Origin of the sequence: Amycolatopsis sp. NPDC051071 (genome assembly GCF_040682875.1) — a bacterium.
Classification (GTDB): Bacteria; Actinomycetota; Actinomycetes; order Mycobacteriales; family Pseudonocardiaceae; genus Amycolatopsis.
Window position 1 is genome coordinate 17,260 of the sequence record NZ_JBFBBY010000048.1, and the last position, 15,339, is coordinate 32,598.

15 protein-coding genes are annotated in these 15,339 nt (G+C 67.4%); 13 read left to right on the forward strand and 2 right to left on the reverse strand.

Annotated elements, in window-relative coordinates; genetic code table 11:
• The first annotated feature begins 14 nt into the window (after positions 1–14).
• From AB0M65_RS17680 to AB0M65_RS17690, 3 genes are read left to right on the forward strand one after another with little or no spacing between them, the layout of a single operon-like run.
• Positions 15–314: a phosphopantetheine-binding protein gene (locus tag AB0M65_RS17680; protein ID WP_364028417.1), complete on the forward strand. Its 300-nt coding sequence runs from the start codon at positions 15–17 to the stop codon at positions 312–314.
• Positions 315–318: 4 nt separating this feature from the next.
• Positions 319–1,104, forward strand: coding sequence for an alpha/beta hydrolase (locus AB0M65_RS17685; protein ID WP_364028419.1), 786 nt, complete (start codon positions 319–321; stop codon positions 1,102–1,104).
• Positions 1,101–2,237: a glycosyltransferase gene (locus AB0M65_RS17690; protein WP_364028421.1), complete on the forward strand. Its 1,137-nt coding sequence runs from the start codon at positions 1,101–1,103 to the stop codon at positions 2,235–2,237. Before AB0M65_RS17685 ends, AB0M65_RS17690 begins: the two co-directional genes overlap by 4 nt.
• Positions 2,238–2,470: 233 nt before the next feature.
• Here the strand turns inward: AB0M65_RS17690 and AB0M65_RS17695 are convergent, their stop codons facing one another.
• Together AB0M65_RS17695 and AB0M65_RS17700 are read right to left on the reverse strand one after the other, a co-directional pair.
• Complete coding sequence (locus AB0M65_RS17695; RefSeq protein ID WP_364028423.1) at positions 2,471–3,322, reverse strand: ABC transporter permease; 852 nt, start codon at positions 3,320–3,322, stop codon at positions 2,471–2,473.
• Positions 3,319–4,263 carry an ATP-binding cassette domain-containing protein gene (locus tag AB0M65_RS17700; RefSeq protein WP_364028425.1) on the reverse strand — a complete coding sequence of 315 codons (945 nt, stop codon included), beginning with the start codon at positions 4,261–4,263 and terminating at the stop codon, positions 3,319–3,321. The genes AB0M65_RS17695 and AB0M65_RS17700 overlap by 4 nt, the downstream gene beginning before the upstream one ends.
• 356 nt (positions 4,264–4,619) lie before the next feature.
• Here AB0M65_RS17700 and AB0M65_RS17705 point away from each other — a divergent pair, with 356 nt between their 5' ends.
• From AB0M65_RS17705 to AB0M65_RS17750, 10 genes are all read left to right on the forward strand, one after another.
• On the forward strand, positions 4,620–6,164 hold the full coding sequence (locus AB0M65_RS17705) for a DUF6801 domain-containing protein (RefSeq protein ID WP_364028427.1): 1,545 nt from the start codon (positions 4,620–4,622) through the stop codon (positions 6,162–6,164).
• A 430-nt stretch (positions 6,165–6,594) separates the two neighbouring features.
• Entirely contained in the window at positions 6,595–7,365 is a 771-nt protein-coding gene (locus AB0M65_RS17710; RefSeq protein WP_364028429.1) for a hypothetical protein, read from the forward strand.
• Between the two features lie 2 nt (positions 7,366–7,367).
• Positions 7,368–8,171, forward strand: a complete 804-nt coding sequence (locus AB0M65_RS17715) for an ABC transporter permease (RefSeq protein WP_364028431.1) — start codon at positions 7,368–7,370, stop codon at positions 8,169–8,171.
• A 4-nt stretch (positions 8,172–8,175) separates the two neighbouring features.
• A complete protein-coding gene (locus AB0M65_RS17720) occupies positions 8,176–9,015 on the forward strand; it encodes an ABC transporter permease (RefSeq protein WP_181772909.1) in 840 nt (279 codons plus the stop codon).
• Complete coding sequence (locus AB0M65_RS17725) at positions 9,012–10,235, forward strand: MCE family protein (RefSeq protein WP_364028434.1); 1,224 nt, start codon at positions 9,012–9,014, stop codon at positions 10,233–10,235. The genes AB0M65_RS17720 and AB0M65_RS17725 overlap by 4 nt, the downstream gene beginning before the upstream one ends.
• Entirely contained in the window at positions 10,232–11,245 is a 1,014-nt protein-coding gene (locus AB0M65_RS17730) for an MlaD family protein (RefSeq protein WP_364028435.1), read from the forward strand. Before AB0M65_RS17725 ends, AB0M65_RS17730 begins: the two co-directional genes overlap by 4 nt.
• Positions 11,236–12,252 (forward strand): MCE family protein, encoded by a 1,017-nt coding sequence (locus tag AB0M65_RS17735; protein WP_364028437.1) that lies wholly within the window; start codon positions 11,236–11,238, stop codon positions 12,250–12,252. The genes AB0M65_RS17730 and AB0M65_RS17735 overlap by 10 nt, the downstream gene beginning before the upstream one ends.
• The gene (locus tag AB0M65_RS17740; RefSeq protein WP_364028469.1) at positions 12,252–13,256 is read left to right on the forward strand and encodes an MCE family protein; all 1,005 of its coding nucleotides are present in this window, start codon (positions 12,252–12,254) and stop codon (positions 13,254–13,256) included. The genes AB0M65_RS17735 and AB0M65_RS17740 overlap by 1 nt, the downstream gene beginning before the upstream one ends.
• Positions 13,253–14,239: an MCE family protein gene (locus AB0M65_RS17745; protein ID WP_364028439.1), complete on the forward strand. Its 987-nt coding sequence runs from the start codon at positions 13,253–13,255 to the stop codon at positions 14,237–14,239. Before AB0M65_RS17740 ends, AB0M65_RS17745 begins: the two co-directional genes overlap by 4 nt.
• A complete protein-coding gene (locus AB0M65_RS17750; RefSeq protein WP_364028441.1) occupies positions 14,239–15,339 on the forward strand; it encodes an MlaD family protein in 1,101 nt (366 codons plus the stop codon). The genes AB0M65_RS17745 and AB0M65_RS17750 overlap by 1 nt, the downstream gene beginning before the upstream one ends.

The window sequence follows — 15,339 nt, forward strand, 5'->3', positions numbered from 1 at the left end:
AACAGGAGCAGAGCATGACCATCGAACAGCACAGCCCGGTCTCCGTCTTCGGCACCGTGGCCGATCTCCTCAGAGAGCTGGTCGGGGACACCGACGTCCTCGGCATCGAAATCAGCCCGGAGACCACCTTCCACGAAGACCTCCAGCTGGAGAGCATCGACCTGGTGACCTTCGCGAGCATCCTCGCCGAGTTCTTCGGCGCCGACGTCAATCTCGCGGAGTTCCTGGCGGAGAAGGATCTCGACGACGTGATCGGGTTGCGGGTCGGCGACATCGCCGACTACGTGGCCGCGCGCCTCGGCGAACGGGGCTGACACGGTGCCGACGATGACCGTCAACGGGCTGCGCACGAACGTGCAGCTTGTACCCGGTGGGGGTACCGAAACCGTGGTGTTCCTGCACGGTATGGGTACCGACAGCCTGGCGAGTTTCTACCTCACGCTGGCCCCGCCGGTCGCCGCCGCCGGCATCGACGTGATCAGCTACGACCTGCGCGGGCACGGCAAGACCGAACGCCCCGAACGCGGGTACACGATCGCGGATTTCGTCGCCGACCTCGACGACCTGCTGTCCCAGCTCGACCTGGACCGGCCGGTGCATCTGGTGGGCAACAGTTTCGGCGGCACACTCGCCTACAGCTACGCCGTGGCGAAACCGGAGAGGGTGCGCAGCATCGTGTGCATCGAATCCGAACCCGCGACCGAGCTGTGGGCGGACAAGATGGCGCAGATTCTCGAACACACCGTGCGGTTCCTCAAGGTCGAGGAGAGTTTCGACTGGATCGAGGCCAACTACAGCGCTCATCACCGGCGGCTCGCGAGGATGGCGGCCGAGCGGATCATGGCGACGTCGATGGCCGAGGAGGTCCCGCTCGGCCCGTTGCTGACGCTCGATCAGGTGGCGGGGATCGGCTGCCCCGTACTGTCCATTTTGGGCAGTCACGGGTACCAGGCCGACGATCTGAACGCGTTGACGTCCCTGTTGCCTCGCGGCGAGTTGCACGTATTCGAGGGCCAGGGTCACTCGGTGCTCGTCGAGCAGCACCGGGAGGTCCGGGAGCTGCTGCTGAACTGGATCACCCGGCACGGAAGGCCACGCGGATGAGCCGGTTCCTGCTGGTCGTCCCGCCGCTGACCGGACATGTGGCGCCCTTGCGCGCGGTGGCCGCCGAACTGGTCGCGCGCGGTCACGACGTCGCCTGGTGCGGACCGGAGCCCACGACCTCCGAGCTGACCCGGGCCGGACGCGTGTACGCGGCCGGAGACGCGCTGGAGTTCGCCGTCGAGCGGCGTCCCGAGGGTTTGCGGGGCTTCGCGGCGCTGAAGTTCCTGTGGGAGCAGTATCTGGTGCCGCTGGCCGACGCGATGGTGCCCGGGGTCGAGAAGGCGGCCGACGCGTTCCGGCCCGACGTCGTGATCGCCGACCAGCAGGCCTTCGCGGGTGCTCTGGTGGCGAGCCGCCGTGGCCTGCCCTGGGTGACTTCGGCGTCGACGTCGACCGAACTCGGCGACCCGCTGGGTGCCCTGCCGAAGATCGCCGCCTGGGTCGGCGGTTTGCAGCGCGATCTCCGGGAGCGGCACAAGGTGTCCTGCGGCGACCTGCGGTTCTCGCCGGACCTCGTACTCGCCTTCACCACCGTGACGCTGACCGGACGGATCGCCGACCCCGGCACCGTCCGGTTCGTCGGACCGGCATTGGCGCCCGCGCCACCGGTGGGCTTCCCGTGGCACCGGCTCGACGGCCGCCCGCTCGTGCTCGTCACCCTCGGCACCGCCAACGCCGCCCTCGGCCGCCGCTTCCTGGCCGAATGCGTCGACGCCCTCGACGGGATGCCTCACGTGCAAGGGCTGGTCATCGACCCGGCCGGCGGGTTGTGCAGTGAGAAAGTACTGCTGGCCAAGCGGATTCCGCAGGCCGAAGTGGTGCGGCAGGCGGCCATGGTGGTCTGCCACGGCGGGCACAACACCGTCAGCGAAACCCTGGCGTCCGGGCTGCCGCTGGTGATCGCCCCGATCCGGGACGACCAGTCGATGCTGGCTCAGCAGGTGGAGGCCGCCGGTGCGGGACTGCGGTTGCGCTTCGACCGCGTCAAGGCGCCGGACATCCGCCGCACGATCACGGACGTCCTGACCGAGCCCGCCTACGCCGCGGCGGCCGCGCGGGTGCGGGCTTCGTTCGCGGCGGCCGGGGGAGTCGTGGCCGCCGCGGACCACGTGGAGTCCCTGCGGCACTCGTGAGGACCATTCTCGAACGGGACTCAGACCCGGAACTCGCGTGCTTGAAGGCGTAACTCGCGTGCTTAAGGGCCGATCTCGCGTGCTTGAAGGCGTAACTTGCGTGCTTGAAGGCGTAACACCGAGATCCGTCTCTGAGCACGCGAGTTACGCCTTCAAGCACGCGAGTTACGTGCTCAAGCACGCGAGTCACGTCTTCGTGCTGGCGGCGAACCCGGCGAACGGGCCGGTCAGGGTCACCTTGGGGCGTGCTCCCGGGGTGACCGGAACGTCCTCGCCGCGATCCATCCACCCGCCGACGCGGCGGCCGCCGCGATTCCGAGCGAAACCGGGATCGACCAGCCCGACGGGCGGCCCAGTGCGAGCGCCCTCGTCGCGTCGATCGCGTAGGTGAGCGGGTTGATCGCCGAGACCACCCGCAGCCACGCGGGCATGGTGTCGAGCGGCATGTAGGCGCTGGAGGAGAACATCAGCGGGAACATGACCACAAAGGACGCCATCTGCAGGGTTTCGGCCTTACGCAGCCAGGTCGTGATGGCGACGAAGATCCAGCTCAGGCACCAGCCGACGACGAGTGTCAGCAGAAGTGCCGCGGTGATCCCGAAAACACCGCCGGTCGGCCGGAAACCGAGCAGGATCACACTCGTGAACGCCGTCACCAGCAACTGCACGGCGAGCCGGGCGGAGTCGGAGATGGTGCGGGCCACCAGGACGGCGGACAGGCTGATCGGCAGGCACCGCAGCCGTCCGGTGAAGCCACTGTAGATCTCCGCGAGCAGGCCGGCGCCGGAACTCATGGCCGTGGTCATCGCGATGTTCACCAGCGTGGCCGGGACCAAAAAGTTCACGTAACCCTGGTAGGCCGCGACCCCGGGCAGCGTGCTGACGCCGTTGAAGACCTGGCTGAACAGCAGGAGCAGCACGATCGGTTGCAGGAGCCCGAAGAACACCAGCCGCCGGTCGCCGAACGCGGTCTTCAGCGAACGTCCGGCGAGCACCCGGACCTGGGTGGCGAACGTGCTCGGCCGCCAGGCCGCCGGATCGGTCAGTAACACCGGCGACGGCGCGCGGTGTCGTGCTTCGGTCATGACAGGGCCGCCGGATTCCGGTGCAGGGAAAGGTAGACGTCGTCGAGGGTGGGCTCGGCGACGGTGAGGTCTCGCATCGGCGCGCCCGCCGCGTCGAGCGCGCGAACCAGCACTGTGATGTCGGAGGGCCCGGAAAGCGGGACGCCGATCACCAGCCCGGAGGCCGACGTCGTGCAGCTCATGCCGAGCCGATGCAGGGCGGCCAGTGCCCGGTGGCTGGCGAGTTCGGTGCCGAAGGTCAGGGTCGCGGTCCGTTCCCCGAGCCGGGCCTTCAGTTCCGACGGCCGCCCGGAAACGGTGACCTGGCCCAGCCCCAGCACGATGACGTGATCCGCCAGCCGGTCGGCCTCCTCGAGATACTGCGTGGTGAGCACGACGGTGGTGCCCCTGGCGGCGAGCCGCTCGACGCCGTCCCAGAGTCCCGCGCGGCTGAGCGGGTCGAGGCCGGTGGTCGGTTCGTCCAGGAAAAGGACCTCGGGGGAGCCGACGAGCCCCGCCGCCAGATCGAGCCGTCGCCGCATCCCGCCGGAATACGTCTGCGCGGGACGGTCCGCCGAGTCGTCGAGCCCGAACATCGCGAGCAGTTCGGCGGCACGCGCTCTGGCCTGACGCCGATTCGCGCCCAGCAACCGCGCGACGAGTTCGAGATTTCCCCGGCCCGAGAGCGCGTCGTCGACGGCGGCGAACTGCCCGGTGACCCCGATCCGCTTTCGGACGTGGTGCCCGGCGCGGACGACGTCGAAACCGCACACTTTGGCACTGCCGCCACTCGGTTTGACGCGGGTGCTGAGGATGTCGATCAGCGTCGTCTTCCCGGCGCCGTTGTGGCCGAGCACCGCGAGCACGGTGCCGCGGCCGACGCGAAGATCGATGCCGGCGAGCGCCGTCACCTCACCGTAGTGCTTGGCGAGGCCGGTCACCTCGATGGCGGCCTGCTCCATCGCCACTCCTCGGGTTCGGTCCGCCGAACCTACCGAGGTATTCGGCACGGCCGCAATGAACGCGTGCGGACCGCGGACGCGCGTGACAATTCCGGCCCTCGCGTATGGCATGGGCGTCACAAGAAGAGTCGCGTGACAGTTCCGTGCCGCGAATCGATGAGGTAAGTGACAAAAGCGGGTTCCGGCGGGCGCCGATGCCAGTCTGTTCGAACTCCGGCCTCATCCGGATGACAAAGAAACGGGGCGGCATTCGAGATCCTTGCCGGTGGTGTTGGGCACAGGTAATTTACCGCTTCCGTGACGTGGCAGTTTCGGTCTTGTCACGTAATTTCCCCGATTCCCCGGGAGTGACCGTTGTGAAGTTCCCATTGAAGTCGAAAAGATCCGTACAGGCCTTGGCCGCCGGTACGGTGGCCGCCGTCGCGGCCACCCTTGGCATCGTCGGCGCGGGTCTGAGCGAGGCGGCACCCGCGTCGCTGACGCTGAAGTACACCTGCCCGTTCCCGTTGATCGGCGACCAGACCCTGGTCGTGAAGATCGACACCGTCCTGCCGGACGACGCCGTGGCCGGGAAGACGTCCACCCCGATCACGTTCGACGTCGACGTCACCGTCCCGGCGGACGCGACCGCGGGACTCTCGCTGGTCGGCGCGACCACGGTCGAGGGCAGCGCGAAAGCAGCCGCGGTGCTGAAGTACCCGGTCGACAAGACGCTGAACCTCGGCCTGCCGCTGGCGATCCCGGTCACGCCGGTGCCGGAGTCCGGCGATTTCCACGTCAAGACGAGTGGCAAGGCTCCCGCCGTCACGTTCCCCAGTGCCGGTACCGCGTCGGTGACGGTCGGAAACTTCAGTACCACCATGACGCCGAAGAACGCGCAGGGTCAGCCGACCGACCTCGGCACCTTCACTTCGGACTGCGTCGTCCAACCTGGACAGAACCAGCTGCTGGGGACCTTCGAGATCAAGCCCGCCGGTGGTGGTACGACGACGCCGACCACGCCGACGACGACCCCCACCACGACGACCGCGGAACCGACTCCCACCACAGAGCCGACGCCCACGACGCAGCCGACCCCGACGACGGAGCCGACTCCGACGACTCAGCCGACGCCGACCACCGAGCCCACCCCGACCACCGAACCGACCCCGACCACGCAGCCGACGCCCACGACGGAGCCGACCCCGACCACGAAACCGACTCCGACCACGGAACCGACACCCACAACGCAGCCCAGCCCGACCACCGAACCGACACCGACCACGCAGCCGACACCCACCACGGAACCGACTCCGACGACCGAGCCGACCCCGACCACGCAGCCGACGAGCCCAACCACCATGCCGACGACACCGACGACGCCGACCGGGACGACCACGACACAGCCGCCGGGTGACACGCAGATCGTCTACGGCGTCAAGGGCAAGACCACCATCGCGGGCCTGAACGCCAGGCTGCCGCTCGGTCCCGGCGAGTTCTCCGCGAAGCTGAACGCGCAGTCGGGCAAGTTCACCGGTCAGCTTTCGCTGCCGCCGTCGAGTGTGCAGTTCCGTTTCCTCGGCTTCTTCCCGGCCTCCGCGACGGTAAAGATCAACCAGGTCGGGGACGTGACGGGTACCGTCACCGCCGGCGCGGTCAAGGCGGACACGAAGGTCGACGTCAAGCTGCTCGCGGTGCGGCTCTTCGGGTTCCCGATCCTGGCGAGCTCGTCGTGCCAGACGGCCAAGCCCGCGGACATCCCGCTGGTTTCGGCGTACGGCTTCAACCCGTTGAAGGGCGGCAAGCTGACCGCTGAGTACAAACTGCCGCAGTTCCGCGGCTGTGGCCTGCTGACCCCGATGATCAGTGCGATGGTTTCCGGCGACGGCAACAGCCTGGAAGTGAACCTCACCAAGAAGTGAGGGTCACCGGGGTCGTGAGTGGCGATTCGGGTTCTGTCGAGGGGTAAGGCAAGGGTGGCGTGGTGGTGGCCGAGGTACCCCGGTCCGATGCCGTCGCCAGGCGCGTCCATGAAGGAATCGGGACGTTGAGTGTCCTGATTCCTTCATGGACGGGGGTCACCATTACCGCGCTACTCGCAGTCGTGAGTGATAAGGGTCGTTCTAACGACACTTATCACTCACGACCCCCCACCCTGACCGGCCTGACGTGGCACCCCTCGATAACCGTCATGACCACTCACGAACCCACCACCAAAACAGTTACCCCCATTACAACCTTTCTCGTGGCGGCCCCCCGAATTCCCGCATCGCTTGTTTCCCTGATCTTCCGCCAGTAGCGTGCTGCACAAGTTGGCCGTTCGGCCGGAGAACTCGAAGTGAGGAAGCCCGAATGTCAGTGCTGACCGGGCGCGTTCCGCGCGCTTTCCTGCTCCCGGTGATGCTGGGGCTGGGGGCGCTTTCACTGGCTTCCGCCTCCGCCGAACCCGCGCCGGCACCGCAGGCAGAGGCCGTCCCGGAACAGTTGATCGCCGCCGGGCTGCCGTTCGGTTTCTACGTCGGCGACGAACAGCAGCCGACCACGAGCCGGGTCGCCAAACTCGGTTCCGACATCACGTTCCCGCAGGGCCGGTTCGACGGCGCGCTGCAGGGTCTCTCGGGCAAGGTGCCGATCACCGGCAAGCTCGCCATCCCGGTGACGTCGAGTTATTTCGTGTCCTTCCGGTTCATGCCCGCCACCGGCACGGTCGAACTGATCCCGGACGGCGACGCCACCGGGACCGTCGAGGTGAAGACCGGTCCCACAACCAACTGCAAGGCCGTGGGCACCAACCTGTGCGGGGATTCCGACGTCACGTCGAAGGTGTTCATCAAGCTGTCGAACGTCAAGGTGGACGGCAGGACGCTCGACGTCGGCCCGGACTGCCGGACGGCGCAATCGGCCGTGGTGAACATCAAAGCATTGATACCGCTGGGTTTCCCCGCACCGTCGGTCAGGACGACCAGCACGTTCTCGACGCCGGGGTTCACCGGCTGCGGTGTTCGTGAGGACCTGAGCCCGTTGCTCACCGGCCTGGTTTCCGGGCCGGGCAACACACTGGTGACCAATCTCAAGCTGCGCTGTGTCGGTTCGGGTCCGCCCCCCAAGGGATGTGGGAGCTGACCATGTCGAACCCCGTCGCACTCCTCGCGCGCGCCCCGGAAAAGATCGCCGCCGCGCTGCGTGAATTCGGCCGCATGTGCGCCATGGGCCTCGACGTCATCCTCGGGATCTTCCGCCGTCCGGTGCAGGTCCGCGAGTTCGTCCAGCAGTTCTGGTTCATCGCCAGCGTTTCGATCATGCCCGCGATCCTGGTCTCGATCCCGTTCGGCGCGGTCATCTCCTTGCAGCTCGGCTCGCTCACCAGCCAGATCGGCGCGCAGCAGTTCAACGGCGCCGCCAGTGTGCTGGCCGTCGTGCAGCAGGCGAGCCCGATCGTGACGACGCTGATCATCTCCGGCGCGGGTGGCTCGGCGATCTGCGCCGACCTCGGTGCCCGCTCGATCCGCGAGGAGATCGACGCGATGGAGGTGCTCGGCGTCTCGCCGATCCACCGCCTCATCGTGCCGAGAGTGCTGGCCGCCATCGGGGTTTCGGTACTGCTGAACGGTTTGGTCAGTGTCGTCGGCGTGCTCGGCGGCTACTTCTTCAACGTCATCGTGCAGGGCGGGACGCCGGGTGCGTACCTGGCGAGCTTCAACGCGCTCGCCCAGCTGCCCGACCTCGTGGTCAGCTCGATCAAGGCGTTCATCTTCGGTTTCCTCGCCGGCGTCGTCGCCTCCTACCGGGGGCTGAACCCCAAGGGCGGCCCCAAAGGCGTCGGTGACGTCGTCAACCAGTCGGTGGTGATCACGTTCCTGCTCCTGTTCTTCGTCAACACCATTCTGACCGCGCTGTACCTGCAACTCGTCCCGGCGAAGGGAACCTGATCCCGTGACCAGCGTCCCCGAGCGGGCCCGCGAAGCGTTCAAACGCCCCGGAAACAGCCTTTTCGAGCTGGGTGACCAGCTGCTGTTCTACGTCCGCGCGCTCGCGGCCATCCCGATGGCCGTCACGCGCTACTTCCGTGAAGTGGTGCGGCTACTCGCCGAAGTGACCTTCGGCAGTGGCGCCCTCGCGGTGATCGGCGGCACCGTCGGCGTCATGGTCGGCCTCTGCGTGTTCACCGGGATCACGGTGGGGCTGCAGGGTTTCAGCGCACTGAATCAAATCAACATCTCCGCGATGACCGGCTTCCTCACCGCGTACTTCAACACCCGCGAGATCGCCCCGCTTTCGGCCGGGCTCGCGTTGTCCGCGACGGTCGGCGCCGGGTTCACCGCGCAGCTGGGCGCGATGCGGATCTCCGAAGAGATCGACGCGCTCGAAGTGATGGCCGTGCGCAGCATGCCGTATCTCGTCACCACGCGGATCGTGGCCGGGTTCATCGCGATCATCCCGCTCTACGTGATCGGTCTGCTGATCTCCTACCTCGGCTCGCGAGTGACCACGGTCGTCTTCTTCGGACAGTCCGGCGGTACCTACGACCACTACTTCTCGCTGTTCCTGCCGCCTGAAGACGTGCTTTGGTCGTTCGGCAAGGTACTGGTGTTCAGCGTCGGCGTCATTCTCACGCATTGCTTCTACGGCTACCGCGCGTCGGGTGGCCCGGCGGGTGTCGGGGTCGCGGTCGGCCGTGCGGTGCGGACGTCGATCGTGCTGATCAGCGTGCTGGACTTGTTCCTCAGCCTGGCGATCTGGGGCGCGACCACGACGGTGAAGGTGTCCGGATGACCACGCGGGCACGGACGCAGGCGGCCGGCGTGCTCTTCCTCGTCTTCCTGGTGCTGCTCGGCAGGCTCGCCGTCGCGATCTACGACAAGGACTTCGACCGCGCCGAACTGGTCACGCTCAAGACCGACCGCGTGGGCAACCAGCTGGCACCGCCCGCCGAAGTCAAGGTCCGAGGGGTTCCGTTCGGCGAGGTCAGGGCTGTCCGCGGCAGCGCGGACGGCGCCGAGATCGACCTCGCCATCGACCCGGCGAAGATCGATCAGCTGCCGCGCAACGTCTCGGCCCGGCTGCTGCCGAAAACGGTGTTCGGCGAGCGCTACGTCAACCTCGTCCTCCCGGACCGGCCCGTAGGCGGCTCGCTCCAAGACGGCGACGTCATCACTCAAGACCGTTCGGCCAACGCGATCGAGCTGGAACGTGTGCTCGGCGACCTGCTGCCGTTGCTCCGCGCCGTGCAGCCGCAGAAGCTCAACAGTTCGCTCGGCGCGATTTCGCTCGCCCTCGACAATCGCGGGAAATCCTTGGGGGACAGCATTGTCCAGCTCGACGACCTGCTCGGCCAGGTGAACCCGCTGATGCCGCGGTTCAAGGCCGACATCAGCGCTCTCGCCGACGTCGCGGACCTCTACACCGGCGCCGCGCCGGACATCCTCAAGGCCCTCTCGGATCTTTCGACCACGGCGAAGACCATTGTGGACACTCGTACCGACCTGGACAAGCTGTACACGAGCGTCACCACCGCGAGCGGCGATCTGAACAAGTTCCTGGTGGAGAACAAGAACAACATCATCGGCGTCACCGTCAAGAGCAGGCCGACGCTGGAGCTGCTGTCCCGGTACTCGCCGGAGTTCCCGTGCCTGTTCGACGCGGTGAACAGGCTCAAACCGGTGATGGAGAAGGCATTGGGCAAGGGGACCGGTGAACCCGGACTGCATGTGACGTTGTCCGTACACGACCCCCGGGACAAATACGTTCCGGGCCGCGACGATCCGCGTTTCGACCAGAAGGGCGGCCCCCGGTGCTACGGCGGGGGCACGACGTCCGCGGCGGTGTCGTTCGCCACCGACGGGGACCTCGGCCCGGCGAACTCGCCGGGGGAGCGAGGGCTGGTCGCCGAGATCCTGGCGCCGTCACTCGGGATGAAACCGGCCGAGGTTCCGGACTGGAGCAGTGTGCTCGCCGGCCCGGCCCTGCGCGGAACGGAGGTGACCGTCCGATGAGGAGTGTCGCGGGCCCGGCGATCAAGGGCCTGATCTTCTTCGCGATCACCGCGGTGGCCACCGGGATCCTGGCCGTCACCATCGCGAACTCCGGGGTCGGCACCACGGTCGGCTACACCGCGAGGTTCACCGACGCGACGTCTGTCAACCCCGGCGACGAGGTCCGGATGTCCGGCGTCCGGATCGGGCAGGTCGACTCGATCGGCGTGGTCGATCGCCGTCTGGCGGACGTGAAGTTCTCGATCGAGAACAAACGCCGTCTCACCGCCGGTGCCACGGTCACCATCCGGTACCGCAACCTGGTCGGGCAGCGGTACCTCTCGATCGACCCCGGCCCCGACGGCCCCGCCGTGCTGACCGAGGGAGCGCTGATCCCGCCGGAGCGGACGACTCCGGCACTGGACCTCACCGCGTTGTTCAACGGGTTCAAGCCACTGTTCCAGGCGCTGTCCCCGAACGACGTCAACCAGTTGTCGTTCGAGATCGTGCAAGTGCTGCAGGGGGAAGGGAGCACCATCGACAGCCTCCTCAAGCACACCGCGTCGCTGACGAACACGCTGGCGGGCAAGGACGACGTGATCGGCCAGGTGGTCGGGAACCTCAACACGGTGCTCGACACGCTCAACTCCCAGGGCGACCAGTTCGACAAACTCGTCGACGTCACCGCGCGACTGGTCTCCGGGCTCGCCGGGGACGCGAAACCCATCGGGCAGGCGATCGGCGGGCTCGGCGAACTCACCACCGCCACCGCGGGACTGCTTCAAGACGGCCGCGCGCCGCTGAAGGGCAGCATCACCGCCCTCGGCGACCTGTCGAAGAACCTGGCCGACAACACGCCGGTGTTCGAGCAGTTCATCGGGAACCTCCCGAAGAAGCTGGACCGCATGGGTGCGATGGTCTCGTACGGCTCGTGGTTCAACTTCTACTTGTGCTCGGTCAAATCGGACGCGGCGCCCGCCCCTGGCGGCCCGCCGGTCGGCATCCCGCTCACCCAAGGACGGTGCCGGTGAAAGCGCCAAGGATTAAACCCTTCCGCAGCCGCAATCCCATCGCGGTCGGCGCCGTCACGGTGGTGCTGATGGCCGTTGCCGGTTCGGCGGTGTTCTTCTCCGACGACCTCCCGCTGGTCGGCGGCGGGACCACCTACACGGCGGAATTCACCGAAGCGGCAGGCCTCAAGACCAACGACGAGGTCCGGGTCGCCGGCGTGAAGGTCGGCGAGGTCACCGGCGTCCTGCTGGACGGCGGGCGGGTCAAGGTCCTGTTCCGTGTCAAGGACACCTGGGTCGGCAACCGCACCACCGCCGCGATCAAGATCAAGACGTTGCTGGGGCAGAAGAACCTGGTCATCGACCCGGTCGGCAACGCGGACCTCGACCCGGACCAGCCGATCCCGGTGGAACGCACGAGCTCGCCCTACGACGTCACCACCGTGTTCAACGACCTCGCGAACACCGTGGGCGCGATCGACACCGACCAGCTCGCGAAGGCGTTCGGGACGCTGTCGGAGACGCTCGGCGCGTCGGCACCCCAAGACGTGCGGACCGCCTTCGACGGCATCAGCGCGCTGTCCAAGACACTCGCCTCCCGTGACGAGGAACTGGCGAAGCTGTTCGCGAACACCAACAAGGTGTCCCAGACGCTCGGCGACCGGTCGCAGCAGATCGAGGCGTTGATCCGCGACGGCAACACGCTGCTGACCGAGCTGAACGCACGCAAGGACGCCATCGCGAAGCTGTTCAGCGGGGTGAAGAACCTTTCGGTGCAGCTCAAGGGCTTGGTGGCGGACAACCAGAAGACACTCGGGCCCGCACTCGACCAGCTGGACCGCGTCGCCACCGTGCTGCAGCGCAACCAGGACAAACTCGGCGAGAGCCTGCGGCTGGCCGGACCGTTCTACCGGCTGCTCGGCAACGCCGTCGGCAACGGCCGCTGGATCGACACCTATATCTGCGGGCTCGTCCCGGCCGGAAACACACCCGGCAGCTGTATGCCTTCGAGGAACGGGGGACGATGATGGGGCGCCATTTCACGCTGTCCGACCTCGGGACGCAGGCCCGGCGCGGGGCATGGATACGGCGGCTCGCGCTCGCCGTGGTCGCCGGACTGCTCGTGACGGCGGCCTGGCCGCTGCTGACCAAGGTGTCGGACCGCGTCCTGACCGGGTCTTTCACCGCGACTGTCGGGGTTTATCCGAACACCGAGGTGCGTGTGCTCGGGGTCCCGATCGGCTCGGTAACGAAGGTCGAACCACGTGGCACGAACGTCGAGGTGACCATGTCGGTCCGGCCGGACGTGAAACTGCCAGCCGACGTCGGCGCCGTCGTCATCACGCCTAGCCTGGTCGCCGACCGGTACGTTCAGCTCACGCCGGTGTACCTCGGCGGGCCGGAACTGGGCGCCGACGCGAAGATCCCGCGCGAACGCACGGTGACCCCGGTCGAGGTCGACGAGCTCCTCGGCAGCCTCAACCAGCTGATGACCGCGCTGGGACCGCAGGGCGCCAACAAGAACGGCGCGGTCAGCGACGTACTGACCCGGGCGGCGACCTACCTCGACGGCAACGGCGGCAAACTCGGCGAGGCGATCAAGAACCTCGGCGAGTTCGCCCGCACGGCAAGTGATTCCAAGGACGATCTGTTCAACTCCGTCGACAACATCAGCAAGTTCACCGCGATGCTCGCCTCGAACGACGGCCAGGTGAAGCAGGCGATCCAGCAGATCTCCTCGATCAGCGAGATCCTCGCCGACCAGCGCGACCAGTTCTCCGGCGCGATGACCGAACTCACCGAGGCGATCGGCGTCGTGCAAGGGTTCATCAAGGACAACCGGGGCAAGGTCAAATCCGATGTGGACAAACTGGCCGAGATCACCAAGGTGCTCAGCCAGCAGAAGGCGTCACTGGCCGAGGCACTCGACTCCGCGCCGAACGCGCTCGCCAATGTGCTCGGCGCGTACAACCAGGGCGCGGGAACACTCGACGGCCGCGGGAACATCACCGAGTTCTCGGGGGCGAAATGAACGCCCGGCTCAACTGCGCCGCCGTCCTGATCCTCACTCTAGGCGCGACTGGTTGCGGCAGCGGCGGCGTCGACGTCTACGACATCCCGCTGCCCGGCGGTGCCGCGCTGGGGGAGCATCCGGTCCACGTGACGGCGAGCTTCACGAACGTGCTGGACCTCGTGCCGCAGTCCGGGGTGAAGGTCAACGACGTCCCGGTGGGCCAGGTGCGGACGGTCGAGCTGGCCCCGGACGGACGCAGTGCCGTGGTCGGGCTGCTGCTCAACGGGGACGTGAAGCTGCCGGCCAACGCGATCGCGCGGCTGCGGCAGGCGAGCATCCTCGGGGAGAAGTTCGTCGAACTGGCCCCGCCGGACGACGCGACCCCGAGCGGGCGACTGTCCGACGGCGCGGTCATCCCGCTGGCGCGTTCATCGCTGACCCCGGAGATCGAGGAGGTCTTCGGCGCGCTTTCCCTGCTGCTCAATGGTGGAGGCGTCGCGCAGGTGCAGAACATCACCCGCGAACTCAACGACGCGCTCGGCGGCAAGGAAAGCGCGGCCCGCGGCCTGCTGTCCAATTTGGACACCTTCGTCCGCGGGCTCGACGAGCACAAGGCGGAGATCACCCGCGCCATCGAGAGCGTCAACAAGCTCGCGGCGACATTGAACGCGAACACCGAGGAGATCAAGACGACGCTGAACGGGCTCACACCCGGCATCGAGGTGCTGAACCAGCAGCGTCAGGCGCTCGTCGGGATGCTGAAATCCCTGGACGGGCTCACCACGGTCGCCGTCGACACGGTGAACCGAAGCAAAGACGATCTCGTCGCGGATCTGAAGTCGCTGGAACCGTTGCTGCGGAAGCTGGCCGATTCCGGGGACAAACTGCCGAAGGCGATGGAGATGATTTTCACCTTCCCGTTCCCCGACGCCGCGCTGGACGCCATCCGCGGTGACTACCTGAACACCTTCCTGACCTTCAAGAACAGTGGTGGCCGCTGATGCTGACCAAGCTCGTCCGCGTCCAGGTGGTGGCTTTCGTGGTCATCGCGGTCCTCGGTGTCGCGTACGTCGGTGCGACGTACGCGGGGCTGGACAAGCTGGTGCTGGATCGCGGGTACACGGTCAAGGCGCGGTTCGCCACCGGCGGCGGGATCTTCAGCAACGCGGAGGTCACCTACCGGGGTGTACCGATCGGGCGCGTCGGGGAATTGCGGCTGACCGCTTCCGGGATGGAAGTGGACCTCGACATCGATTCGGGTGGACCGCAGGTGCCTGCGGACACCGAAGCCGTCGTCGCCAACCGGTCCGCCGTCGGCGAGCAGTACGTCGATCTGCGGCCGCGTCGCGCCGAGGGGGCGACGTTGCGGGACGGTTCGGTGATCACCGAACCGGATACGAAGATCCCGCTGCCGGTGGACGTCGTCCTGTCCAGTGTGGACGCTTTCGCCAACTCGGTGCCGAAGCCCGCGCTGCGGACCGTGGTCGACGAGCTGTACAACGCGACGTCCGACGCGGGCCCGGCACTGGACCAGCTGGTGGGCCGGGGAATCGAGTTCGTCCGAGAAGCCAGCGCGCATGTCGGCCCGCTGACCAGGTTCGTCACCGACGCGCACACCGTGCTCGACACCCAAGTCGGGCAGGCGGAAGCGATCCGCTCATTCGGCGCGAACGCGAAACTGCTCGCCGAGACGCTGAAGAGCTCCGACGGCGACCTGCGCAGGCTGATCCCGGCCGTCCCGGCGGCGGCGAACGAAGTGAGCACGCTCCTGCGGGAATCCGGGCCGAGCCTCGGCATCCTGCTGGCGAACCTGCTGACCACGGCGGATGTACTGGAATCCCGGCAGGACGGCATCGAGCAACTGCTGGTCACCGCCCCGAAGGCGGTCGCGGCAGGCCACGCGATCATGGGGCCGGACGGCGCGCATGTCGGGCTGTCGCTGACGTTCTTCGATCCGCCGCCCTGCGTCACCGGCTATGGCACCGGCTACCGCGACGGACTCGACACCTCGCCGCGGCCGCTGAACACCGCCGCACGCTGTGCCCTGCCGAAGGGTGATCCGACGAACGTGCGTGGCTCACAGAACGTGCCGGGAAGGTGA